Genomic DNA, 24,874 nt, shown 5'->3' on the forward strand with positions numbered 1-24,874 from the left:
TGATTACATCCTTGTCAGCCCAATATATCGCTATTGCCCGTGAAATACGCCATGCAACATGCGTCAATAAACAGATTTCATCAAGAGATTATAAACTTTATTTAAATCAGCCCGACTCCACTGCCATGCTTCAGGTGCGGGATAATCGTTAAAACTCTGTACCAGGACAAATCAGCGCCCCTTTATCCGCTGTTGTCAGGGCAAATCTGGGGCGCCAGGCATCAACCACTCACAGCGTCAGGCGGGTGGCGAGAAACTCGACGAAGGCGCTGATACGCGGCGACAGCGTACTGTTGCGGTAATAGACCGCCTGGATCTGCTCGCGGGGATTGGGGCTCTGGATCTGGCCGGGCAACACTTCCACCAGAGCGCCGGTCTTGAGGTCATTGCCCAGCATGAAGCGCGAGATCAGCGCGATACCATGCCCCGCCAGGCACAGCTGACGCATGACTTCGCCACTGGTGGTCGGCAGATGAGGTGTCGTGTCAAAGCCCTGTGCGGAACCCTTGAGCGGCCAGCGATTGAGACGACTGGGGGGCAGGAACCCCAGCAGCTGATGGGTCTGCAGCGCCGCGACACTGGACGGCACGCCATGCTCGGCCAGATAGGCAGGGCTTGCGACCAGATGCAGCGTGGAGCGCCCCAGCACCTTGGCGTGCAGCGTGGAGTCATCCAGCTCGCCGATGCGGATGGCCACATCGGTACGCTGTTCCAGCAGATTGATGATGTCATCGGCCGCTGACAGCTCCAGCGCGATGCCGGGATAGCTGCGCGAGAACTCCGCGACCAGCGGCACCAGCTGATGCAGCACGAAGGGGCTCGCGGCATCGACGCGCAGCCGGCCACTGGGCTGATCGCGCTGCTGCAACAGGGCCTCTTCGGCACTGCCGAGCAGCAACAAGCCCTCGCGCACGCGTTCGACGAAGCCGCGCCCCTCATCGGTCAGCGCCACGCTGCGTGTAGTGCGGTTCAGTAGCGGCGTTTCCAGCTCACCTTCCAGGCGCTGGATGGCCCGCGATACTTTGGCCACCGGAATGTTCAACCGATTGGCGGCAGCGCTGAAGCCCCCGCTATCCACCACGGCCAGTAGCAACTCGAGGTCATCCGAACGGCTGCGCATGTTGCGATCTCCTTGAAAGTGCAAGATGCATGGTCCCATGCATCTTTGCAGAAATCACAATAATCATCCGCATCATGATCGCTTCTGCAATATGGCTTGCCGATCAAATCACTCAGCAAAAGGATGTCGCCTAGAGCCCACCACGGCGGCGTTCGCCGGGGCGCAGCATCCTGACCCGCGCCTTGGGGGTGCGCCGCGGCAATGACGGAGGCGCCGGCGGTGTCTCCAGCTGACCCGAGGGCGAGACATCGCTGGCGCCGATCGAGCCGCCCAGCGTCGTCGCGAATTCCGAGCGCTGACGAGGCCTGCCATCTGGGGCGGCGTGCGCACCCTCGCGACTCTCCCCCTCCATGCCCGCTGCCCGCAACGGGGCCTGATCATGCCTCTGGCCACTGTCTTGCGAAGCCAGCGGGGGTGGCGGGATGATCACCCAGGCAAAGGTCGGCAAGGTCAGATGCCAATAGATCGCCGGCAGGCGAATCGCCAGTATCAGCAAGATGGCAGCGCCAGTGGCCCACGCCAGGCCAACACCCGCCTCGAGAAGCGCGATATAGAGAATGCCACCCGCCAGCGACGCCGAGGCGTAGATTTCCTGACGCAGCACCATCGGCACACGGCGCGCGAGCACATCGCGGATCATGCCACCCGCCACGCCGCTCATGGTGCCCATCAGGACGGCCACGATGCCATCCACGCCCAGCATGCGCGCCTTATGCGCGCCCAACACCGTAAACAGCGCCAACCCGAAGGCATCGGTGACCGGCAGGAAAACCCGCGTCAGGCGGTGGATATAATGAAAGCCGAGCGTCGCCACCATTACCGTCAACAGGATGACCCACAGATAGATCGGCTGCTCGACCCAGAACACCGGGCCGATTCCCAGCACGAGATCACGCAGCGTACCGCCCCCGATACCGGTCACGGCGCCCAGCACCAGCATGCCGATCGGGTCCATGCGTGAACGGCACGCCACGACGACACCGGTCAGGGCAAAGATCATCACACCGGCCAGGTCGAGCCAGGTTATCCAGTTCATTCTCGTGAAGCCTCCTGCAGTGCGCTGGCGTGCGCATGAAACATTGGCGTATATGCTTGTCGTGAACCCTGATGGCCCCTCTGCCAAGTCGTCTGCTGTGACGCTGTTTCGCCGCAGCGGCGCGATCATACTCCCTTTTGCGGCTCTTTTTGCGCCCTTGGCACCATCCGCGCCGCCTTGAGGGAGCTCAGGACAATGACCCGCCTCAGGGCGTGGCCTGACCACGGCGCGCGGTCGCGCTGGGCGGCTCACCGAATCGCTGACGATAGGCACGCGAGAAGTGCGCCAGATGCGTGAATCCGACGCCGAGAGCCGCCTGGGAAACGCTGCGACTGCTGTCGGCCAATACGCACCGCGCATGATCCAGCCGCATGCCGAGATAGCGCTGCTTGGGCGTTTCCTCGAAGTGAGCCATGAACAGACGCGTCAGCTGGCGCTGGGATTGGCCGACCAGACGACAGATGTCGGGGATCGTCAGCACCTGGGCAAGATTGGCCTCCATCACAGCCAGCGCCTTGACCACACTGCGTGGCAGCGAATCGTCTCGAGTGCTGACAGCAGCAGGCGTGGCCAGATGCCCGCGCTGATGTACCAGTTGCCGCCCGACGGCGTCCGCCAGCGACGGCCCGTACAGAAACTCGATCCACGCCAGCATCATGTCGATACTGGCCGCGCCGCCAGACCCCGTCAGCCGCTCGCCCTGCCATTCATAGTCGGCCTGACTGATCTCGAGTTGAGGAAATTCCTCGCGAAAGGCCGGCACGCTCTCCCAGTGCAGGGCGACCCGATGACCCGCGAGCACCCCGGCGCGCGCCAGAATGAAGGGGGCGGTATCCAACCCTCCCAACCAGGCGCCGTGGGCTGCCAGGTGCCGAATCACGCCACGCGCCTGGCTGCCGACACTGACTTCCGGTCCGTAGGATGACACCACCATCAAGCGCGTCTGCGCCCCGCTCTGGCCACCCGACGACGGCTCATCGACCAGAGACGACAAGGCACCATCGACGTCGATACGCACGCCATTGCTGGCCACGACAGCCTCGCCATCACTGGACAGCAGACGCCAGGCGAACAGCGGCCGTCCGAAGCGATTGGCGACCCGTAGCGGTTCCAGCAGGCAGAACAACGTCAACATCGAGAAGCGCGGCACCAACCAGACATTCAGCGTGTGCTCGGCGGTCCCCGGCGTCAGCAGCGGCGGTGAATCCGGGCGCGGATACGGCGCAGAGAGGGGCTCCGACGCCGTCGCCGACGCTAGAGGAGGCATGCGGGATGGCGCGGGCTGTTCTGAAATCTCAGAGAATTCAGAGGGGTCGGGCTGCGGTTCAGACATGAGGCAAATTTCATCAACCTGTGGCCATTTGCCTCAACCTTACCCGTGTCAGGCACTGGAGGTAAGTGGCACGGGGTTGAAACCCGAGAACGGCCTAAGCGACGCTAGCCGGCGAAGGCTCGGCCCAGCGCTTGCGGATCCTGCTGAGCAAACAGCTCGCAGCGATCTCGTCCCGAGGCCTTGGCGCGATAAAGCGCCTCATCCGCCTGCTTGAGAATGGTCTCGAAGCTGCAACCCTGGCCGGTGCCTGCAGCAGAGACCCCGATACTGATGGTGACAATACCATGGCGTGAACTTCCCGCATGCGGTAGCGCCAGGTCGCGAACATGGCGGCGAATCTCTTCTGCGCGCGCCAATGCCTGTTGCGGCGTACAGGATGGCAGCAGTACCACGAATTCCTCGCCCCCGAAACGCGCCACGATATCGACATCGGGGTGCACGCTTTCAAAGATTGCCGTCGCGATACGCTTGAGGCACAGGTCCCCTTTCACGTGGCCGTAGTGGTCGTTGTAGGCCTTGAAATGGTCGACATCGATCATGGCCACGCCGTATTGAAGACGGCTGTCGACCTGCTTGCCGAGCAGGGAGCTCACGAGACTGTCGAAGTGGCGCCGGTTATAGACTTCGGTCAAGGGATCGATCGAGGCCAGGCGTCGGAACTCTTCATTCTTCTCGGTGAACTCCTCGACCCTGAGCTGCTCACGCAGCAACAGCAGGTAGGAAAGGCGCTCGGCCTTTTCGCTGCGCAGATTGGAAATGATCGAAAACAGCGTGATGGACAAAAACACCATCAACGCCATGAAACCCGCCGAGGCATAGGGCGCAGGATGGGCATTGACCAGATACAGCATCACGCCGAAATGGAAGGCCGAAGAGCACAGGGCATACCAGAAGCGCAGCTGAAACAGGACATTGCCCACCAGCACGATAAGGCCAAGTGCGAACAGATCGAGGAAGGAATGTGGCGAGACAGACAACTGGATCAAGAGGGCCGTGAAGATCATCGCGAAGCACACCAGCGCGGTCATCAACATCTCACGCAATACCGGCGAGACACCCCGCTTGAGCATATAGATGCAGATCAGGGCGATGGGCGTCATGACCCCGACGCGAATGACGATGGCCTCCAGCATGTGGTCTGGGCGAAAGCGCCAGTCATTGAGCAGAAACAGCACATAGATACTGATCGCCACCGCGCCCATGCAGGCAAGCTTGTGGCTGCGCGCGACATGGATATCGTGCTCGAAGCGCGCTTCTATCTCGGCCGGGAAATGCACTCCCAGACCGCCCTCACGCTGTATCTGTCTGTCCACCTGCACCATCAGATCATTCATTCACGTCCCCTCCCTTGAGGACAGCCAATCAATGATCTCACTCTATACAAGGCGACACGGATCAATAAGCGCTCGGGCGCAAACGTGACAATCGTTCACAACCTTGTCAAACGCTTGTCCAAATTTCAGACAACTGTTTGGTCGCGCTAAACGCTCGACCATCAGAGCAAAGTGATGTCCCCGACAGCACTCCGCTCGCGATCTTCCCTGCGCAATCTCAGCGCTTGAGGCTCCAGGGGGCGGCGATGCGGAAGAAGCGCAACGTCACCGCCTCATCCACCGGCCGTGTCAGCAGTGACACCAGCACGAAGACCGGCAGGTTGAGCATCAGCCCCCAGAAACCGGCATGCAGGCCCAGCGGATGCGGCCATACGACGGTAAACAGCACCGTGACCACGAAGCCGGCACTGATGCCGCTGATGACGCCTGCCGCCGAGGCGCGCGGCCAGAAGAACATGCCCAGAAATGCCGGCAATACCTGAGAGGCAAAGCCCAGCCCGATCAGGAGAATCATCACCAGATTGCCCGGCTCCCAGATCGCCAGGGGTGCCACGATCAGGAACATCACCGGGAAGATCAACCAGCGCGCCAGCTTGCCAGCGCGTTGGTCATCAAGCTTCAGGCCCGGCTGCAGCACATCACGGCTCAAGCTAAGGGCCACCGAGTGGATGAAGGGCTCGCTTGAGGACATCGAGGCCGCCAGCGTGCCCGCGCCCAACAGGCCCACCAGCCAGACCGGCATGTTGGCCATCGCGTATTCGAGCACTACGGTGTCGGCGCGCTCAAGCTCCGGCAGGCTGTAGATACCGATGAAGCCGACCACCACCAGCGGCAGGATCACCACATAGTAGGTCGGCAGCCAGCTGGCACTGCGGCGGATGGTGCCGGCGGAGGCGGCGCTCATCCATTGGGTCCATACCGGCGGCATGAAGGACAGCATCGAGACGATGATCGAGGTGGTCCAGAAACTGAAGCTCATGTCGCCGCCGGCGCCGGGCAGACGCAGATACTCCGGATGGCTGGCCTCAAGACGCGTGAACACGCCACTGAAGCCCCATTCGCCGGTGGAGAGATAGGCCGCCCACAGGCCGATTGCCCAGGCAACGACCAGCATCAACACGCCCTGGAAGGCATTGGTGCGCCCGATGGCGCGCTGGCCGCTGACGAACAGATAGACGGCGATCGCGCTGAGCACCAGCAACACGCCAGCCCAGAGCGGAATGCGCCCGCCGCTCATCACCAGCAGGATGTAGGCCGAGCCGATGGTCTGCAGGACCGCATAGGCGATGGAGGCAATCGACATCACCAGCGCCGACAGCGCGCCCAGCAGAGGGCTCTGATAGCGGTCCGCGATCGCGCTTGCCTGGGTGACATGCCCGAACTGCTCGCCGAACTTCCACACCTTGGGGCCGAAGTACCAGGCCACCAGCGCCAGATAGGCCAGATAGATGGCGACATAGAACACCGGCACGCCCTTGCTGTAGGCCCAGCCCGGCGCGCCCATGAAGGTGTAGGCACTGACGCTGCCGGCGGCGATCAACAGATAGAGCGTCACGGGCCCCATCGAGCGCCCGGCGACTCCCCACTGCTCCAGCGTGTCCATGCGGCGGCCACCCCGCGCGCCGAGACCGATGGCCATGGCGAGGACGACATACCCCAGCGTGACCAGCAAGGGCACGCTGTCATGCACGGACGAAAAGGCATGCGGATCGATCACGCGGCGCCTCCGTCTCTTTCACCAGCGGACGCTTTCGACAGCGGGTCTGCGCCGTGGCGACGGCGCAACAGGCAATTGCCCAGCAACATCGCGCCACTGCAGGCGAAGATGATCAGGTAACTCCAGATGATCAATGACGGCATGCCCCACAACAGGGTCTGCTGGTTGATCCAGCCGATCACCGGCCAGATGCCCATCACGACCAGCAGCAGGAAGATCACCAGCAGGCTCCAGCCCCGCCAGGTCGAGGGCATGACGAGGCGCGGCAAGGAACAGGGAGTCTCTGCAGTGCGGGCATCAGGCTGAGAGGAAGACGGGGTGTCAGGCGCGGCCAAGACGATCTCCGATGTGAACAGGGAGTGAATGAAAATTCTCGGCGCGCAGTGTAGCCGCTGCGCCCCGCCCTGTGGAGTCACCCTGGTGAATCCCGCTGTTGAGTCACCCTGTTGAGTCGCCCTGTCGAGTCGCCCTGTTGAATCACGCTGTTGAGTCACCCTGTGGCGCCATCTGGCATGAGATCGAGATGGCGACACAAGCTGACAGGGACAGAGACAGGCGCTGCAAGGATGGGGAGAAAGGACGCCGTCACCGGGTATATTTACGAAAACTGCAAAAGTCTTTCATCATTTCGTGCGTTTATCACAAAGGTTTCTCACGGCAGACTGCACAGCATCCAAGACCCACCCATTGCTGATGGAGAACTGCCATGCCCCTTGCCCTGCTGGCGCTGACATTGAGCGCCTTTGCCATCGGGACCACCGAGTTCGTGATCGTCGGACTGGTACCCACCATCGCTCAGGACCTGAGCGTCTCTCTGCCTTCCGCTGGCCTGCTGGTCAGCCTGTATGCCGTCGGTGTCGCCATCGGCGCCCCCGTGTTGACCGCCATGACCGGCCGCTTCAATCGCAAGCTGGTACTGCTGGGACTGATGGCACTGTTCATCGCCGGCAACCTGCTGGCCTGGCAGGCACCCAGCTATAGCTCGCTGATCACGGCGCGCATCCTGACTGGCCTGGCCCACGGGGTCTTCTTCTCCATCGGCTCCACCATCGCGACAAGCCTGGTGAGCAAGGACAAGGAAGCCAGTGCGATCGCCATCATGTTCACCGGCCTGACCGTGGCACTGGTCACCGGCGTGCCGCTGGGCACCTGGATCGGTCAGCACTTCGGCTGGCGCGCCACCTTCCTCGTGGTCTCGGTCCTCGGCGTACTGGCATTGATCGGCAGCGCCATCCTGGTGCCCAACAATCTCAAGAAGAGCGTACCGGCCACCTTCGCCCAACAGCTCAAGGTTCTGACCCATCCGCGCCTGCTGCTGGTCTACCTGATCACCATTCTCGGCTACGGCGGCACCTTCACGGCCTTCACCTACCTGGCCCCGCTGCTGCAGGACGTCAGTGGCTTCAATGAAGGCGCCATCAGTCTGATCATGCTGGTCTACGGTATCTCGGTCGCCATCGGCAACATCCAGGGCGGCAAGCTGGCCGACCGCATGGGCCCGATTCGCGCCCTGACCCTGATCTTCGGTGGCCTGATCGTCATCCTCGGCGTGCTGACCTTCACTGCCGCCAACCCGATCACCGCCGTGATCACCATCCTGATCTGGGGTGCCTTCGCCTTCGGCAACGTGCCGGGCCTGCAGGTCTACGTCGTGCAGCAGGCCGAACGCTTCGTGCCGCAGGCTGTTGACGTGGCCTCCGGCCTCAACATCGCCGCCTTCAACATCGGCATCGCGCTGGGCTCCATCGTCGGTGGCCAGGTGGTCTCCGGGATGGCACTGACCGACACCGCCTGGATCGGCGCGCTGATCGTCACCGCCGCCCTGCTGCTGACCCTGCTGGCCGGTCGCCTCGACAAGCGTCACGCGTCTTCCATCGCGACCGCCTGATCCGCCGCGAAGCCTCCCGCCATCACGACGTGCCCCCGATTCCGACAGCTCAGCCTGCTGGCTCGGGGGCACCGTCGTCTACCCACCTGCTTGCTGAAGGAGTCCATCATGATCTCCCCGACCCGCCCGCTGGATCGTCTCACTCAAGGCCCCCTGACCCTGGGCGTCGAACTGCCCCTCGACAATGACTGGGTCCGCACTGACAGAGCCCCCTCCACGCCCTTCGGCGTGCCTGACATGCGCGCCCATGCCGAGCTGATCGGCCAGGTCGACAGGCTCGGCTTCCGCGCCGCCTGGCTGCGTGACGTGCCGCTGTTCGACCCCGCCTTCGGCGATGCCGGTCAGGTCTTCGAGCTGTTCACCTACCTGGGCTATCTGGCCAGTCACACCGACAACCTGCTGCTGGGCACTGCCGCCGCGGTGCTGCCACTGCGCCAGCCGTGGCTGGTGAGAAAGGCCGCCGCCAGCGTGCAGGCCCTGAGCGAAGACCGCCTGCTGCTGGGCGTCGCCAGTGGCGACCGACCGGCGGAATACCCGCTGTTCGGCGAGGAGTTCGCGACCCGTGGTGCCGCCTTCCGTCATGCGGTGGATGTCATCAAGGGCCAGGCGGACGACGCCCTGAGCGAAGGTCAGGCCATCCTGCCTGCCGCGACGCGTCCGCCGCTGTTGAGTGCCGGGCTCTCCCAGCAGACGCCCGAGTGGATCGGTCGCGAGATGGACGGCTGGCTGGCCTACCCGGGCACGCCGGAGGACCACATCCGTCGCGTGGCGCTCTGGCGTCAGGTCGCCGGCGACAAGCCCTACGTCAGTTTCATCCACCTCAATCTGGAAGAAGATCCGCACGCCCCGGTGCGTCGTCATCGCTTCGGGTTGTCGAGTGGCCGCCTTGCCCTCATGGAAGAACTGTCGGCCATGCAGGATGCCGGGGTGAATCACATCGGCTTCCACCTGCGTCGCAATCGCCGCCCGCTCACGGAAACCCTCGAGGAACTGGGGCGTGAGGTGCTGCCGCACTTCTCATGAGGGCGCAAGGGTTGTACTGATCTGCCCGGCTGACTGAGCGCACTGGTAAGCCGGGCGGGTCGCGCGGCCTGCCCCCGCCATGGCGGAAAGGATTCATCGTTCACGCTGCAAGGAGATCCCATGTCAGATTCCACAGAGACCACCACACAAGACATCAGTCACAGCGCCACTCGGGCACCCGCCTGGGTATGGCAAGGCCCGGGCGAGCCTGAGGCGCTCGAGCAGTCAGAGGTGGACATCGGCGCGCCGGGAGACGACGAGGTACTGGTCGCCACGCGTGCCATCGGCCTCAATCCCGTCGACTGGAAGTTCATGGCGATGGACAGCGAGCTGTGGCAAGCCGGCCAGATTCCCGGCGTCGATGCCTCCGGCGAGGTGATCGCCTGCGGTGCCAATGTCCGCCACGTATCGCCGGGCGATCGCATCGCGGTCCACACCACCCTGGCAGGGCCAGGCACCTTCAGCAAACGCCTGCGTGTGCCGGCGCGCGCCGTGATGCGCCTGCCCGTCACCCTGGGCTTCAATGACGCCGCCGCCTTCCCGTGTCCGGCACTGACCGCCTGGCTTGCCATCGACAAGCTGCCCATCAAGGCCGGCCGACGCCTGCTGATCACCGGCGCCTCCGGCAGCGTGGGCCGCTGGTTGATCCAGCTGGCCAGACAGCGCAACTTCCACGTCATTGGCGTTGCCTCCGAGAAGCGCCACGCGGACCTCAAGGCGCTGGGCGCCGACGAGACGCTTGCGGACGCCGAGCAGCTGGACGCGCCGGTCTTCGCCGTGATCGATACCGTCAATGGCGATCACGCCCACAAGATGACCCGCCATCTGGGGGCCAATGGCCACATCGTCTGCATCCAGGACCGTCTGGAGCAGGCGGCCGCGCCGGCCTTCGATCGCGCCATCTCGCAGCATGAAGTTGCGCTGGGTGCGCTGCACTGGGCGGGTGACGACGAGGACTGGGCACGCCTGGTCGAGGCGGGGGAAGGTCTGCTCGAAGCGATCGCCGATGGCTCCATGAACCAGCCGGCGCCCTGCATCGAGCCGTTCACGGCGCTGCCGGCCTGCCTCGCCGAACTGAAGAGTGGTGAGCGTCGCGCCCTGAAATTCGTGATCACGGCCAACGAATGAGGCGCATGGCGGGCGGCGCAGGATTGTTGCGCAACCGGCACATGACTGATGCGTAGGCACGCCATTGTCGCGCCAGTTTCACAGCCCCAGTAAACACGACACAACACATGGAAACGTCCCCGCCACACCCGGCGAGAACGTCAACAGGAGTTACCGCATGTCGACTACCCTACCGAATCCCGGCTTTGGCACCTTCCGTCTGGAAGGCGATACCCTGCGTGAGAGCATGAAGGCGGCGCTGGACGCCGGTTATCGTCATTTCGATACCGCCCAGTTCTACGGCAACGAAGCCGAAGTGGGACAGGTGCTCGCCGACAGCGGCATCCCGCGCAGCGAGCTGTTCGTCACCACCAAGATCTGGTACGACCGTCTCCAGCCCGGTGATCTTGAGAAGAGCGTCGAGGAAAGCCTCGAGAAGCTCCAGATGGACTACGTCGACCTGCTGTTGATCCACTGGCCGTCACCCAATGACGAAGTCGCCATGGAGGACTACCTGCCGGCGCTCGCCAAGATGAAGGCCGAGGAAAAGACGCGCCATATCGGCATCTCCAACTTCACCTGCGAGCAGATGGAACGCGCCGTCGGCATTCTGGGGCGTGATGAGCTGCTGACCAATCAGGTCGAGGTGCATCCCTTCCTGCAGAACCGCAAGGTGCTCGACAAGTGTCAGGAGCTGGGGCTCGAGGTCAGCGCCTTCATGCCGCTGGCCGTCGGCAAGGTGATGGATGACGAGACCCTCAAGATCATCGCGGACCGCCATGGTGTCAGCCCGGCGCAGATCGCCCTGGCGTGGCTGAAGATGCAGGACATCGTGACCTTCCCGTCCTCCACCAAGCCGAAGAACATCCGCAGCAACTTCGAGGCCTTCTCGCTAACGCTGACCGGCGAGGACATGGCCAAGATCGCCGAGCTGGACCGCGGCGAGCGTATCGCCAACCCGGATATCGCCCCCGACTGGGACTGATTGACTGAGCCCAGCTGACTGAGCCTGATCGACGGGTCCAGTGACAAGAAAGCCTCCCGGGCACCCTGCCCGGGAGGCTTTTTCGCATTTCTACCCTGCCATGATTTGATCCCGATGGATGCTCAGCGATCCAGCCAGCAGACGCGGGTCACGGCCTCGGTGCCGGGACGTGGTGCCGCGAGATCATGCTCATGCAGCAGATAGATCACCGTTCTGCCCGCCAGCCAATCAGCGAGACCCTGCGCGACGCGTTGCGCTGTCGTGGCATCCAGCCCCGAGAAGGGCTCATCCAGCAGCACGAGGCCGGGGTTGGTCAGCGCCAGGCGCGCCAGACTGATGCGCCGTGCCTGGCCACCCGACACTTGACGACCGCCCTCACCGACACGCGTCGCCAGCCCCTGAGGCAGACTCGCGACCCAGTCGGCGAGATCCACCGCGTCCAGCACCCGCCATAGCGCGGCATCGTCGGCGTCGGCGGCCCCCAGTCGCAGGTTGTCAGCCAGACTGGCATCGAATAGATCGACCTGCTGGGTGAGACAGCCGACGCCATCGGCAATCGCCAGAGGCGCGTAGTGATGCACCTCACGGCCATTGAGCAACACTCGCCCGCTCTGCTCTTCACCTCGCTTCTCTTCAGTGCCCCCGCCCTGCAGTTCAGTGCCCCCGCCCTGCTGTTCATTGTGTCTGCTCTGCAGGCCGCGGGAGGCCAGGCTGGTCTGCCCGGTCAGCAGCGCCGCCAGCGTCGACTTGCCAGCGCCGGAGGCGCCACAGATCGCGACCTGCTCACCGGCTTCGACAGTGAGCGAGACGTTCGAAAATGCCTCGAACAAGGCGCCCGGGTAGCGATAGCTGACCTGCTCCAACGTCACTGTGATCGGCCCCGCGGACAGGCGAGCATTGCCGTGCACGACACCCGCGGCGTGCTCGATATCGTTGAGGCGCTCCGCGGCGCCAAGCGTCGCCCCGGCCTGGCTGAAGGCCGCCGGCAGCCCCGCCAGCCCCTCACCCAGCGCCATCGCCGCGAGCGGCAGCATCACCATCATCGGGCCGCTGAGCTGGCCATCGCGCAGGGCGAGCATGCCCATCGCCAGCAACAGCAACCAGGCGAGTCCGATCACCAGCACGGCCAGCGCATTGCCGACGGCACTGATGACCGCCAGCCGCCATTGGTCCGCCAGCAGACGCGCCTCCACCGCCTCCAGCTGCTCACGCACATGGCCAAGCGCCGCGTAGGCCTCGAGTTCGGCATGCCCGCGCAGCGCCTCCATCAGGCTGGAGCGCAATGTCTCCAGAGTGGTCACGCGCCGGCGGCTGGCCACCAGCCCCCAGCGTGCCTGCCCGAGAGTCAGCCACGCCCAGCCAGTCAACAGCAAGAGCGCCAGCCACAGTGTCGTGCCCGGCAGCCACACCAGCGTGATGCCCAGCAGCGCCACGATCAGCAGCAAGGCCATCACCGGAGGCGCCGCCAGACGCAGATAGAGCGCATCGAGGGTGTCGATATCCGCGGTCAGACGATTGAGCCAGTCACTGGAACGCCGGGCTGCCAGCCGCGCGGGGTCCATGCTGACCAGCGAGGCGAAGGCGCTGCCGCGCAGGCTGGCCAGCAGTCGCAGGATGGTGTCGTGATTGTAGAGACGCTCCAGATAGCGTGAGACGGTGCGCGAGACGGCAAACAGGCGAATCGCGCTGCCCGGCGTGTAGACATCCAGCACGGCGACGGCACCGGCAGCCAGCGCAGCCCCCGTCAATGCCGATGCCGTGATGAACCACCCCGAGACCGCCAGCAGCCCGAGTGCCGACAGCGCGGTCATTGCCATCAGCAACACGCCCAGCAGCAGTCGTCGGCGGTAGCGCTCATGCACTCGCCACCAGGGCGCCAGCGCGGCCAGTGCCTCGCGCGTCGAGGGAGTGGAGCCAGGACCGAGAGTACGAGCAGGTCCGATCATGATGCGCCCTCCCCAGAATCCTGTGTCTCTCCAGTAGTGCCAACGACCCCATCACGGGTCAGACACAGCTGGCGCGTCGCCATGGCCCTCAAGGCCGGATGGTGAGTGGCGATGACCAGCGTGCGGCCTTCTTCGGCCAACACCTGGAAGCCGGCGATCAGGCGCTGTTCGGTCTCGGCGTCCAGACTGGCGGTCGGCTCGTCGAGCAACACCAGCGGCGCATCGCTCAAGAAGACCCGCGCCAGCGCCAGACGCTGAGCCTGGCCGCCGGACAGCCCACGCCCGCCTTCGCCCAACGGGCTGTCGATGCCCTGCGGCAAGGCGGCCAGCACCTCGGTAAGGCCGGCACGCGTCAGCGCCTGCGCGATGTCATCGTCACTGGCGTCTGGCGCGGTGATGCGCAGGTTGTCGGCCAGACTGCCCTGCATCAGCAGCGGCCGTTGATCCATCCAGGCAAGGCGTGTGGCCGCATGGCGACGACAGCGGCCTTCATCGGGTGCCACGAATCCCGCCATCAGTTGCAACAGCGATGACTTGCCGGCCCCGGACGGGCCGCTGATCACCAGCACCTCGTGGGTCTTCAAGGTGAGATCCAGCGGGCCAAGCACCCTGCCCCGTCCGGGATGCGTCAGCGTGACGGCCTCCAGCTGCAACATCACATCGCCAGGCAGCGACATACTGGCCGACGCCATCGTGGAGGCCTGACGCGCCGACGCGATCGGCGTGTCGAGCAGCTCCAGCAACGAGTCCGCGGCGGCCAAGGCTGAGGCGCGATCATGATAGTGCTGAGACAGGGTGCGCAGCGGCTGGAAGAACTCCGGCGCCAGCAGCAGGATCAGCAGGCCGCTGAACAGGGTCAGCGCCTGGGCGGGCCCGAAGGGAATGTCGCCCAGCAGGCCGAAGCCGATATAGATCGCGACCACCGCAATCGACACCGACGAGAAGAACTCCAGTACCGCTGATGAGAGGAAGGCGAGGCGCAGCGTGCGCAGACTGCGACGGCGATAATCATCGGCGACCAGCGTGACCTCGCGCGTGGCCTGCTCGCCCAGGCCGAACAGGCGCAGCGTGGTGATCCCGCGTACGCGATCGACGAAGTGGCGCGACAGGCGCGCGACCGCGACGAACTGCTCGCGATTGAGCGACTCGGCCCCCATGCCGACCAGCGCCATGAACAGCGGAATCAGCGGCGCGGTCAGCGCGAGCAGAATCGCCGCCAGCCAGTCCTGACTGACCACGATGGCCAGAATCACCAGCGGGCTGATCAGCACCAGGCGCAGCTGGACGTAGAAACGCGCGAAGTAGCCTTCCAACGCCTCGACCTGCTCGACCCAGCGCTGGGCCACATCGGCGCCATGAAACTGCGCGGCGCGCACCGGGCCCAATGCCTGCAGGTGATCCATTACATCTCGACGCACCCGCTGGCGCAGGCGCTGACTGGCTTTTTGGGCACATAGCTCCTGCGCGGCACTCAGCAAGGCACGCACCGCCAGCAGCGCCACCAGGCCGCCGAACGGCCACCACAGGCGAGCCAACGCCGCGGGCTGTTCGATTACCTGAGTGACCAGCCAGGCCAGCAGTACCAGTTGCGCAACCGTTGCCAGCCCCGCCAATGCGCCGCACAGCGCCGCCATAGCCAACAGGCGACGCTCGCGCGTCGCCTGTTGGCTGAGCCACTTGCCGGCAGCCTTGCGTCTGGCCTTGTCGCGCTCCTTGCCAGTGACACTGTCGTCGCTGACGCTGGCGCGCGCCGTGTCATTGCCAGCGGCGCTGGTCGGGGCCTCCTGCGCTGCCCCTTGCGTGAGATCAGTGATAGCCACCGTCCTGCACCTTGCCGCGGAAGACCCAGTAGCTCCATGCGGTATAGCCCAGCACGATGGGAATCACGAACAGTACGCCGATCAGCAGGAACAGCTGCGCGCCCGGGTCTGACGCCGCATCCCAGATGGTGATGTCCGGCGGCACCAGATACGGCCACTTGCTGAAGATCAGCCCCAGATAGGTGAACAGGAACAGCCCCAGGGTCGCGACGAAGGGCTGGCCCTCCAGGCGCTTGCTGACGGCACGCCAGATGAAGGCCGCACAGCACAGCGCCAGCACCGGGAAGACCCAGAACATGCCGATATGATTGAACCAGCGCTCGCGCACGTATTCATCGACGAACGGCGTGTAGAGGCTGATGACCCCGAAGCCGACCAGCACGGCAATCAGCAGCTTGGGCGTGATGCGATAGGCCCAGGCCTGAACCTCGCCTTCACTCTTGAGGATGGTCCAGGTGGCGCCCAGCAGAGCGTAACCCGCCACTAGCGCGAGCCCGGTGATCACCGTGAAGGGGGTCAGCCAGTCAAAGGCGCCGCCGACATAGATATGGCCTTCGGTGGCAAAGCCCTGGATATAGGCCCCGACCACCACACCCTGGCAGAAGGTGGCCACGTAGGAGCCACCACTGAAGGCGACGTTCCACCAATGCCGATTGCGCGTGGACTTGAAGCGGAACTCGAAGGCGATCCCGCGGAAGATCAGCCCGGCCAGCATCAGGAAGACCCCCAGATACAGCGCCGGCAGCAGAATGGAGTACACCGCCGGAAACGCCGCCAGCAAGCCGGCCCCGCCCAGTACCAGCCAGGTTTCATTGCCATCCCAGACCGGCGCGACCGAATTCATCATCACGTCACGGGCGTGTTCATCCGGGGCGAAGGGATAGAGGATGCCGACCCCGAGATCGAAGCCATCCATCAGGATGTACATCATGATGCCGAAGCCGATGATCAGCGCCCAGATCATGGTCAGATTGATCAGTTCCATGTGCTCAACTCCTTACCGTACGGCTGGCATCATCATCGAGACTCTCGTGCGCGGCGGACAGCGGGCGCATCGCGGTTTCGACATCGTCATGCGGCAGCTCAGGCTGCATGCCGCCACGGATGACGCGCGTCAGGTAGTAGCTGCCGGTCACGAAGACCACCAGATAGACCAGGAAGTAGCCGATCAGCGTGGCAAGCACCATCCAGCCGGTCAGCGAGGGCGTGACGGCCTCCTGCTGGGTCATCATCTCGTAGACCAGCCACGGTGAGCGTCCGGCCTCGGTGACGAACCACCCGGCCAGCACGGCGAAGAATGGCGCGATCGACATCAGACGCAGCGTCTGCAGGAAGGGGCGCGAGCGATAGAGCTTGCCATCGCGACGCAGGAACAGGCCGATGAACGCCACCGCGATCATCACCAGCCCCACCGCCACCATCACGCGGAACGACCAGAACACGAACCACACCGGCGGCTGCATGTCGGGCTCGACCTCCTTGAGGCCCGGCACCACACCATCGGGGTCATGGGTCAGGATCAGGCTGGCCAGCTTCGGGATCGCGATCTCGAAGTGGTTCATCTGGGCTTCCTTGTCCGGCCAGGCGAACAGCAACAAGGGCGCGCCCGACTGGGTTTCCCAGTTGCCTTCCATCGCCGCGACCTTGGTCGGCTGATGCTCCAGCGTGTTGATGCCGTGCATGTCACCCACCACTGCCTGCGCCGGCGCCAACACCAGCAGCAGCCACATGCACATGGACAGCGCGCGCTTGTTGGCCTCGACATCACGCCCGATCAGCAGATACCAGGCGCTCACCCCGGCCACCACGAAGCCGCCGGTCAAGAACGAGGCGATCGCCATATGCGTGAAGCGATACGGGAAGGAGGCATTGAAGATGGCCGCGCTCCAGTCATTCACGAAGAAGTGACCATCAATGAAGTCGACGCCCGCCGGTGTCTGCATCCAGCTGTTGGAGGACAGAATCCAGAAGGAGGAGATGAAGGTCCCCAATGACACCATCAGTGCCGCGAACAGGTGGACGCCCTCCGGCACCTTGCCACGCCCGAACAACAGCACGCCGAGGAAGCCGGCTTCGAGGAAGAAGGCGGTCACCACCTCATAGCTGAGCATCGGGCCGATGAAGTTGGAGGTGGCATAACTGAAGTTGCTCCAGTTGGTGCCGAACTGGAAGGCCATCACGATGCCGGAGACCACGCCCATCGCGAAGACCACGGCGAATACCTTCACCCAGAACGCTGCAAGGCGCTCCCAAGCGGCATTGCCTGTCTTGTAGAAAAGGCCATGCAACAAGGCCACATAGGATGCCAGGCCGATGGTGAACACCGGAAAGACGGCATGAAATGACACGACAAATCCGAACTGTATGCGTGACAGGATCACGGGATCCAGTTCCATGGGCGACTCCTCAGGACTCCAGGGGTTGCACTCTGTTCATCCCGTTGTGGGACGCACAGTCGCAGCGATATCACGGTCAGGCCCGTGACGACAAGGCATACCACCAAACTCCATCGATCATGGCAGTCATCTTTCTACCAGCTGACCCAAAGAGCATAGAAAACACCAGGCTATCGTGCACGATGACGCTTTGCCGCAGGCCCAGCCATCCGATCAATCGCCGTGTTGGTGATCGATCAGGCCCGCCATATTGCATGACAGCATCCACGTATTTTCCACTCGGCATGCTCAGGCTTGCCATCTATATTTCGCCGCACATCCGCCTTTATTGACGTACATCAAGAGAAACACACGTCGAGCCTCGATTACGACCAATGCCAGGGGCCGTCGGACGCGGTTTATCTTGATTTCTGTCGTGCGGCGCACCCTGATCCGGCCAGGAATGTGCGCCCTGTTGGCTGAATAAAGACAAGGCGCGCCCCCTTTCGAGAACGCGCCTTGTTGTCTCCTTTTTTCCTTTTCTTCACTCTCTTGTCTCACTTCGCTCTTCTTTGTGCCCTTTTCCTTGTGGCTCTGCCCCTTCGCGTCAGGAACTCACCGTACGACACAGCAGTCGCGCCCCTGATGCTTGGCGTCATAGAGCGCCGCGTCCGCCGCACGTACCAGGTCGGTCAGATTGGTGTGCTGCTCGGCCTTGTAGCTCACCGCCCCGACGCTGACGGTCAGTACTCTCGCCCCCGCGCTGTCGGGGTGGATCAGCTTGAGCGCACGCACCTTGCGGCGGATGCGTTCGGCGCAGGCACGCAATTGCCGCTCGGTCACTGACTCCAGCAGAACCAAGAATTCCTCACCGCCATAGCGCACCACCATGCCCGGTTGCGGGCCGATGGCAGCCTGGAGCGCCTCGGCAACCTGCTGCAGGCAGTGATCCCCTTCTACATGGCCATGATGGTCGTTGTAGGTCTTGAAGTGATCGACATCCACCATCAGGATCGCCAGCCCGTCCTCACGGGTCAGGTCCGCCCAGCGCTGGGCCAGATCCCGCTCCAGATGGCGCCGGTTGAAGACGCCCGTCAGTGCATCGCAGTTGGCCTCTCGGGTAAGACGTTGACCGGCAGCGCGCTTCTCCTCCAGCAACAGCCGCTCACGCTGGCGCAGCAACCACACCTGACGCTGATTGTGCTCGAGCTGATGGTTGGCCAATAGCGAGAGCCCCGTGGTGCTGACGAAGATCACCATCGCCAGCAGCTCCAGCCCCTCCTGACCGGCAGGTTCCAACGCGATCACCCCGGCCATGATGAGCGTGCAGGTCAGCGACGCCGTCAGTGCCTGGGGGAAGCGCAGCCGAAAGAGAATGTTGCCGACCATGGGAAAGAAGCCGAACAACAGCGTATCGACATGCGAAAGCTCGGTGCGCGACAGCTGCAACAGGATGGCGCTGACCAGCATGGTATTGATCACCAGCGCGGTCATAAGCCACTCCTTGAGCTGCATGGAAGGCGCGCGCTGCACCAGCGGCAGCACCAGCATGGCCACCACGCAAACACAGCCCAGCCGCAGCATGGCGGCCAGTGCCAGGTCCTCACTGCGATGAATGGTGTCACTGATCAGGAAGGTGGCATACATCACGAAGGCGAAGATGCCGGAATACAGCAAGCCGCGCGTGCGCGAGACGCGCGTCTCTTCCACATACCGGGTCTCGAGGGTGTCGGGGAAGATGAGCCGCCAGCGTAACGCGCCGCGACCGTCGATCAGCCCCTCGACGACACCGCGCTCGGCAGCCACCGCCGCCGGCATCATCGCCTCGCGTGCGCCGGGGAGTCGCTTTTGACTTCTCATGACAGGCCCGCTCCGCCCATCGGCGGCCTGTGATCTGGCAACTCAGCCTTCTGTTCATCGTGCTGCGCATACTGCCGCTCACCCTGCTGCGCAGCCTGGCGCTCATCGTCAAGGCCATCACGCAGGTCATCACTGGCCTGGGCGCGCGCCTTGCCATGGCCGTTGCCACGTTGCACGCAGGTACGGTTGCGGCCATGGCGCTTGGCACGATAGAGCCCCTTGTCGGCCTGATCGACCCAGCAGCTGAGGAGCGTCTCGACCGCCATGTCACGCGTCATCTCATCCTCCATTCCCTCGCCCTCGAGCAGGCGCGACAAGGGGATGACGCAAAGCCCCACACTCAGGGTGACGACGCCGAGTTCCGACTCGCGGTGAGGCAGCTTGAGCGACTTGACGGCATAGCGCATTGCCTCGGCCAGACTGCGCGCATGCTCGAGATCCCGCACGGCCACCAGGGCGGTAAATTCCTCGCCACCGAAGCGGACGACGCTGGCCAAGGCAGCCTCTTTCCCCTCGTAAGCACCGGCGATGCCAGCGCCTTTTTCCCTGTCCAGTGTTTCCTGCAAGGCCTGGGCGATCTGATACAGGCAGTTGTCGCCCGCGACATGCCCGTAGTGATCATTGAAGGCCTTGAAGTGATCGACATCCATCATCATCAGCGCCAGGCACGGCAATGGTGGCGCCGGATGGGACGCTGACACGCCGCTCTTTGCCTGCTGAGCATCGCCATGGTGCTGCTTGAGCACCTCGATCAGATGACGGCGATTGTAGAGCTGGGTCAGCGGGTCGAGACAGGCCATTTCCTGCAGCTCGGCATTGCGTGACTCCACATCCTGCAGGCGCAGTTGATCGATGGAGGTCATCAGATAGGCATGACGGGCCGAGAACTCGATGCGGAAGCTGGCGATCAGCGAAAACAGGCAGAACGCCATGAAGACGAAGACGATCGCGAAGTCCATATGGGCATAGGGCATCGTTACGCCCAGCGCCACGCTGATCACGATGGCCATCCCCCCTGCCGACAGCACCAGAGCCGAGACGAAACGCAGCTGCATCAGGACGATACCGACCAGTGGCACCACGCCCAGCGCATAGAGTTCGAGGAAGCAGCGCAGGTGGTTCTCGCGCACCGCCAGCCACGCCGCCAGGCCGATCACGCCCCACAGGGTCGCGACCATCAGCGCCTCGCGCCCGACGGGGCGGCAGATCTCGCTCTTGAGGACCACCACGAGAATCGCGAGCGCGATGCAGACATACAGGCGCAGCATCACGGCGAGATTCTCTGTCACCGGCATCGCGACCGGCGCATAGACGGTGTCATAGAGCACGAACATCAGCTGAAAGATGATCAGGCTCCAGCAACCCATTACGGCACGACTCATGCGCCGACGATGCTCGAACTGTTCAAAGTCCCTCTCGAGTTCAGGGGCAAAGCTCAGCCTCGCAGGAGTCGTGGCACTCAGGTGTTGCTCCAATATTGCCATTCGTGAAGGCATGTCTGATTTCCCTTCGATCGCCCTGCTTTCTTTATCACATGCGCAGATGTTGAAAGCCACGCTGACGGAGATGCTCAAGCGCCGCATGTCCGTGTTGGTACCTCGCTCATGAACGAAAATCCAACGAAAAACCGGGCCTCGATGAGGCCCGGTGTTCTTGATGCAGCAGACTGCTCTGGCTGGCTCAACCGACGATGGCGTTGAGCAGCAACAGGGTGATGATGGAAATGGCCCAGGCCAACGTCGTCGGCAGGGTCAGCACCAGCATCTGATGCTTGGTACTCTTGACGCCGAGCATGCGATTGACGACCCAGAAATAGCTGTCATTGAAGTAGCTGAAGAACATCGCGCCGATACAGGCGGCCTGCGCGGCCAGCACCATGTTGACGTCCGGCATGCCCATCAGGATAGGTGCGGAGATCGATGCCGCGGTAATCATCGACACCGTGCCACTCCCCTGGATGAAGCGCACCAGGGTGGCGATGATGAACGGAATCAACAGCGGCTGAAGCCCCAGTGCCGCCACCTGCATGGCGATGTAATCGCCGCCGCCACTGGCACGCAGTACCGAGCCCAGCGCACCACCGGCACCGGTGACCAGCAGGATGATACCCGCCGTCTCGACACCCTTTTCCAGATGATCGAACACTTCCTGCTTGGGAGTCTTCGGCATCAGACCATAGATGGCGACCAGCACCCCGATACCCACGGCGATCACCGGGTTGCCGACGAAGGCGATGGTGCTGGTGAGCGCATTGCTGGTATCGCCCATCACGGCACTGACCAGCGTATTGAGGAAGATCAGCGCGATGGGTAGGCCGATCGGCATGCAGGACATCAGCAGGGACGGCAGCTCCGATTCAGGCATCATGCTGTCGGTGTCATGCTTGACGCTACCTTCGAAACCACCCGGCTGGGCTTCCAGCATCGCCTCGATACGCGGGCCCATCAGGCGGGCATAGATCACCAGTGCAATCAGCGCCGGCGCGGTAATCACCAGGCCCCAGCCGATCATCAGACCGATGTCGACACCGAAGATACCGGCCACGCCCAGCGGGCCCGGGGTCGGTGGTACGCTCGAGTGGGTGATGATCAGACCAGCCGCCAACGCGATACCCAGGCCAATCACCGAACGTCCGCTGTTGCGCGCCAGTGAACGCACCAGCGGGTTGAGGATGACGTAGGCCGAATCACAGAAGATCGGGATGGAGACGATGTAGCCCGTCAGCGCCATCGCGGCCTCTTCCTTGTTCTTGCCCAGCAGATTGAGGATGGCGTAGGCCATGCGCTGCCCGGCACCGGTCACTTCCAGAACACGCCCCATCATCACGCCGAAGCCGATCACGAGGCCGATGGTGGAAAGCGTCTTGCCGAAACCGGTGGTGATGGCACTGATGACCTCATTGGGCGGCATGCCACCGATCAACCCCGCCAGTGAGGCGGCGATGATCAAGGCCAGCAAGGCATGCACGCGGGTTTTCAATACCAGATAGATCATGACGAAGATGGCGATGCCCAGGCCGATGATGACCTGTGGCCCCGCGACGGCGGCGTCTGTCATGGGGTGCTACTCCTGTAGTTTGTTATTGTGTGGCGCAAGGTGTGCGGTGTCGGCGCTGCCGGCTGGCATGACGCCGATCGTTGTTATTGACGTAGTGATGTGACGAGCAGGTCTGGCAAAGGGGTCTGGCGAGCTCGTCCTGGATGAGATGGCCAGACGCTGGCTAGGCGATGACGCTCTCGTCGCGATACGTATTGAGAATCTCGTGCAGGTCGGCATCGCCGACGAAGCCCAGCGAACGCGCCTTGCGGGTGTCAAAGCGCGCCGGCCAGCTGCCGACGATGGCGGTGATACGCGGGTCAGGCTCATGCTTGACGAGTGCCAGCGCCTGCTCGCCGGCGATATCCTTGAGCGCCGCGAGCATTGACGCGACGCTGACGGTGATGCCCGGCAGCATGAAGCTGCGAGAGAGGCCAAAGTCCGCGCTCGCCACCTCCGCGCCCCTGAGCAGGGCCGCGACCACGCGACGCGGCGACATCACGAACATCTCGAGCTCTGTCGGTACCGGGCAGATGGCGGTTTCGCCATTGAGCGGTTCGCGCAGGATGGAGGAGGCGAAGCTCGAGGCCGCCGCGTTGGGGCGCCCCGGACGCACGATGATGGTCGGCAGACGCAGCACGCAGCCATCCACCAGCCCGCGACGGCTGTAGTCATTGATCAGCAGCTCCGACATCGCCTTCTGGGTGCCGTAGGAGTTCTGCGGCACCAGAGCAGTCATGTCGTTCAGCGTCTCGGGGAGATCGCCTCCGTAGGCGGCGACTGAGCTGGCCATCACCAGCCGAGTACCGTTCAGCCCCCGCGCCGCGCAGCCTTCCAGCAGCAATCGAGTCGCATCGAAATTGACGCGCATGCCCAGTGCCAGATCCGCTTCCGCGGCGGAGCTGACCACTGCCGCCAGGTGATAGATCACCGCAGGCTCACCGGCCAGGCAGCGATCAAGCACCTCGGCATCGGCGATGTCGCCGGCGACGATCTCGATATCCAGCGAGGTGGCCGGTTCGACTGTCAGACATGAAGCCGCCTCGGGACGTGGCGCCTCGATCTGATCCAGCAGGGTCAGGCGTGACAATGGCTGGCCGTTCAGGCTGCCCTTGTCGATCAGGGCCTCGGTCAGGCGCTGACCGAGGAATCCGGCGGCGCCGGTAATCATGACGTGCATCGTGTGGACTCCACTTTTGTGTTCTGGCGTAGGTAGGCTTGCCGCATGGGCAGATCACTCAGCGGCAGCCCTCAAGTGGTACAGAAACCAGACCAGACAGGATGAGAAAATAGCGCCTCACGCTCTTCATCAGCAATGAGAAGAAGGTATATGCGACTAAAAGTGCGTCAGTCACTCAACTCTTTCATCTTTACTGCATATTCTGGTCTGAAATACATACCACTAATTTTTGCTCCTGATCCTTGCACGCTCGCCCGGCGCAGTCACCTTCGCCAAAACTCTGGTCTTCGCCGAGCGAGCCCTCTGATTCAGATTCAGGGCGTCAGACCATGCTCGCGACCCCAGCCGAGGCCTGCGCGCGTCTCACCCCGTGGACGATATTCACAGCCGATCCAGCCGTCGTAACCCAGACTCTCCAGCCGGTCGAACAGCGCCGGATAATGCACTTCCCCCACATCCGGCTCGTGACGGTCCGGCACGCCGGCGATCTGCACATGGCCCATATGCGCGAACTGCGCTTCCAGGTTGCGGATCAGATCGCCCTCGACGATCTGGCAGTGATAGAGATCGAACTGTACCTTGAGGTTGGCAGCGCCGACCTGAGCGAGAATCTCGCGTGCCTGCGCCTGACCACTCAGATAGAAGCCGGGCATGTCGCGCGGATTGATCGGTTCGATCAACAGTGTCTTGCCGACCTTCTCAAGCTCGGCGGCGGCGTAACGCAGGTTGTGGATGTAGGTCTCGGTGCAACGCGCGCGCATGGCGTCATCCGCGCCCTGCGGTACCAGGCCCGCCATGGCATGCACGCGCGGACAGTCGAGCACCTGGGCATAGCGAATCGCCTCGGCCACCGAGGCCCGAAACTCCTCCTCGCGCCCCGGCAGACAGGTCAGGCCACGCTCACCGGCCTCCCAGTCGCCCGGCGGCAGATTGAACAGCACCTGCGACAGCTGGTTCTCATCGAGCCTTGCGCGCAATTCTTGCGGGGAATAGGCATAGGGGAAGAGATATTCGACCCCGCGAAAACCGCTTTCGGCCGCAGCCGCGAAGCGATCGAGAAAGTCATGCTCGGAGAACAGCATGCTGAGATTGGCGGCCAATCGGGTCATGTCAG

At 63.4% G+C, this 24,874-nt stretch carries 18 protein-coding genes and 1 pseudogene; 4 read left to right on the top strand and 15 right to left on the bottom strand.

Annotated features, from left to right (window positions below; all coding sequences use genetic code 11):
- Nucleotides 1–229: 229 nt before the first annotated feature.
- The 6 genes and pseudogenes from QD356_RS06635 to QD356_RS06660 form a co-directional block, all read right to left on the bottom strand.
- Nucleotides 230–1,120 carry a LysR family transcriptional regulator gene (locus QD356_RS06635; protein WP_153635964.1) on the bottom strand — a complete coding sequence of 297 codons (891 nt, stop codon included), beginning with the start codon at nt 1,118–1,120 and terminating at the stop codon, nt 230–232.
- Nucleotides 1,121–1,535: 415 nt separating this feature from the next.
- Nucleotides 1,536–2,156 (bottom strand): annotated as a pseudogene (locus QD356_RS06640) (trimeric intracellular cation channel family protein); the annotation flags it as partial.
- Between the two features lie 205 nt (nt 2,157–2,361).
- Nucleotides 2,362–3,423, bottom strand: coding sequence for a helix-turn-helix domain-containing protein (locus QD356_RS06645; RefSeq protein WP_192839225.1), 1,062 nt, complete (start codon nt 3,421–3,423; stop codon nt 2,362–2,364).
- 170 nt (nt 3,424–3,593) lie between these two features.
- Complete coding sequence (locus tag QD356_RS06650; protein WP_192839226.1) at nt 3,594–4,823, bottom strand: diguanylate cyclase; 1,230 nt, start codon at nt 4,821–4,823, stop codon at nt 3,594–3,596.
- A gap of 217 nt (nt 4,824–5,040) precedes the next feature.
- Entirely contained in the window at nt 5,041–6,462 is a 1,422-nt protein-coding gene (locus tag QD356_RS06655) for a sodium:solute symporter family protein (RefSeq protein ID WP_225996657.1), read from the bottom strand.
- Between the two features lie 74 nt (nt 6,463–6,536).
- Nucleotides 6,537–6,809: a hypothetical protein gene (locus tag QD356_RS06660; protein WP_192839227.1), complete on the bottom strand. Its 273-nt coding sequence runs from the start codon at nt 6,807–6,809 to the stop codon at nt 6,537–6,539.
- A gap of 437 nt (nt 6,810–7,246) precedes the next feature.
- On the opposite strand from QD356_RS06660, the gene QD356_RS06665 reads away from it, so the two are divergent.
- The 4 genes from QD356_RS06665 (at nt 7,247) to dkgB (ending at nt 11,543) form a co-directional block, all read left to right on the top strand.
- The gene (locus QD356_RS06665; RefSeq protein WP_054557192.1) at nt 7,247–8,428 is read left to right on the top strand and encodes an MFS transporter; all 1,182 of its coding nucleotides are present in this window, start codon (nt 7,247–7,249) and stop codon (nt 8,426–8,428) included.
- Between the two features lie 108 nt (nt 8,429–8,536).
- Complete coding sequence (locus tag QD356_RS06670; RefSeq protein ID WP_192839228.1) at nt 8,537–9,451, top strand: TIGR03571 family LLM class oxidoreductase; 915 nt, start codon at nt 8,537–8,539, stop codon at nt 9,449–9,451.
- A 120-nt stretch (nt 9,452–9,571) separates the two neighbouring features.
- Nucleotides 9,572–10,579, top strand: coding sequence for an alcohol dehydrogenase catalytic domain-containing protein (locus tag QD356_RS06675; RefSeq protein ID WP_192839229.1), 1,008 nt, complete (start codon nt 9,572–9,574; stop codon nt 10,577–10,579).
- 157 nt (nt 10,580–10,736) lie between these two features.
- A complete protein-coding gene (gene dkgB / locus QD356_RS06680) occupies nt 10,737–11,543 on the top strand; it encodes a 2,5-didehydrogluconate reductase DkgB (protein WP_153635971.1) in 807 nt (268 codons plus the stop codon).
- A 122-nt stretch (nt 11,544–11,665) separates the two neighbouring features.
- Here the strand turns inward: dkgB and QD356_RS06685 are convergent, their stop codons facing one another.
- From QD356_RS06685 to otnI, 9 genes are all read right to left on the bottom strand, one after another.
- Nucleotides 11,666–13,489, bottom strand: coding sequence for an ATP-binding cassette domain-containing protein (locus QD356_RS06685; protein ID WP_225996646.1), 1,824 nt, complete (start codon nt 13,487–13,489; stop codon nt 11,666–11,668).
- Nucleotides 13,486–15,309 carry a thiol reductant ABC exporter subunit CydD gene (cydD, locus tag QD356_RS06690; RefSeq protein WP_279877287.1) on the bottom strand — a complete coding sequence of 608 codons (1,824 nt, stop codon included), beginning with the start codon at nt 15,307–15,309 and terminating at the stop codon, nt 13,486–13,488. The genes QD356_RS06685 and cydD overlap by 4 nt, the downstream gene beginning before the upstream one ends.
- Nucleotides 15,296–16,294 (bottom strand): cytochrome d ubiquinol oxidase subunit II, encoded by a 999-nt coding sequence (cydB, locus tag QD356_RS06695; RefSeq protein ID WP_054557187.1) that lies wholly within the window; start codon nt 16,292–16,294, stop codon nt 15,296–15,298. The genes cydD and cydB overlap by 14 nt, the downstream gene beginning before the upstream one ends.
- Before the next feature lie 4 nt (nt 16,295–16,298).
- Nucleotides 16,299–17,705 (bottom strand): cytochrome ubiquinol oxidase subunit I, encoded by a 1,407-nt coding sequence (locus QD356_RS06700; RefSeq protein WP_054557186.1) that lies wholly within the window; start codon nt 17,703–17,705, stop codon nt 16,299–16,301.
- Between the two features lie 594 nt (nt 17,706–18,299).
- On the bottom strand, nt 18,300–19,544 hold the full coding sequence (locus tag QD356_RS06705) for a GGDEF domain-containing protein (protein ID WP_192839230.1): 1,245 nt from the start codon (nt 19,542–19,544) through the stop codon (nt 18,300–18,302).
- The gene (locus QD356_RS06710) at nt 19,541–20,926 is read right to left on the bottom strand and encodes a GGDEF domain-containing protein (protein WP_192839231.1); all 1,386 of its coding nucleotides are present in this window, start codon (nt 20,924–20,926) and stop codon (nt 19,541–19,543) included. The genes QD356_RS06705 and QD356_RS06710 overlap by 4 nt, the downstream gene beginning before the upstream one ends.
- Nucleotides 20,927–21,224: 298 nt before the next feature.
- Nucleotides 21,225–22,601: a gluconate:H+ symporter gene (locus QD356_RS06715; protein WP_054557183.1), complete on the bottom strand. Its 1,377-nt coding sequence runs from the start codon at nt 22,599–22,601 to the stop codon at nt 21,225–21,227.
- A 163-nt stretch (nt 22,602–22,764) separates the two neighbouring features.
- Entirely contained in the window at nt 22,765–23,760 is a 996-nt protein-coding gene (denD, locus tag QD356_RS06720) for a D-erythronate dehydrogenase (RefSeq protein WP_192839232.1), read from the bottom strand.
- A gap of 314 nt (nt 23,761–24,074) precedes the next feature.
- Nucleotides 24,075–24,869, bottom strand: a complete 795-nt coding sequence (gene otnI, locus QD356_RS06725; protein ID WP_192839233.1) for a 2-oxo-tetronate isomerase — start codon at nt 24,867–24,869, stop codon at nt 24,075–24,077.
- Nucleotides 24,870–24,874: the final 5 nt, after the last annotated feature.

The sequence above is a fragment of the Cobetia sp. 2AS genome (assembly GCF_029846355.1).
GTDB lineage: Bacteria > Pseudomonadota > Gammaproteobacteria > Pseudomonadales > Halomonadaceae > Cobetia > Cobetia amphilecti.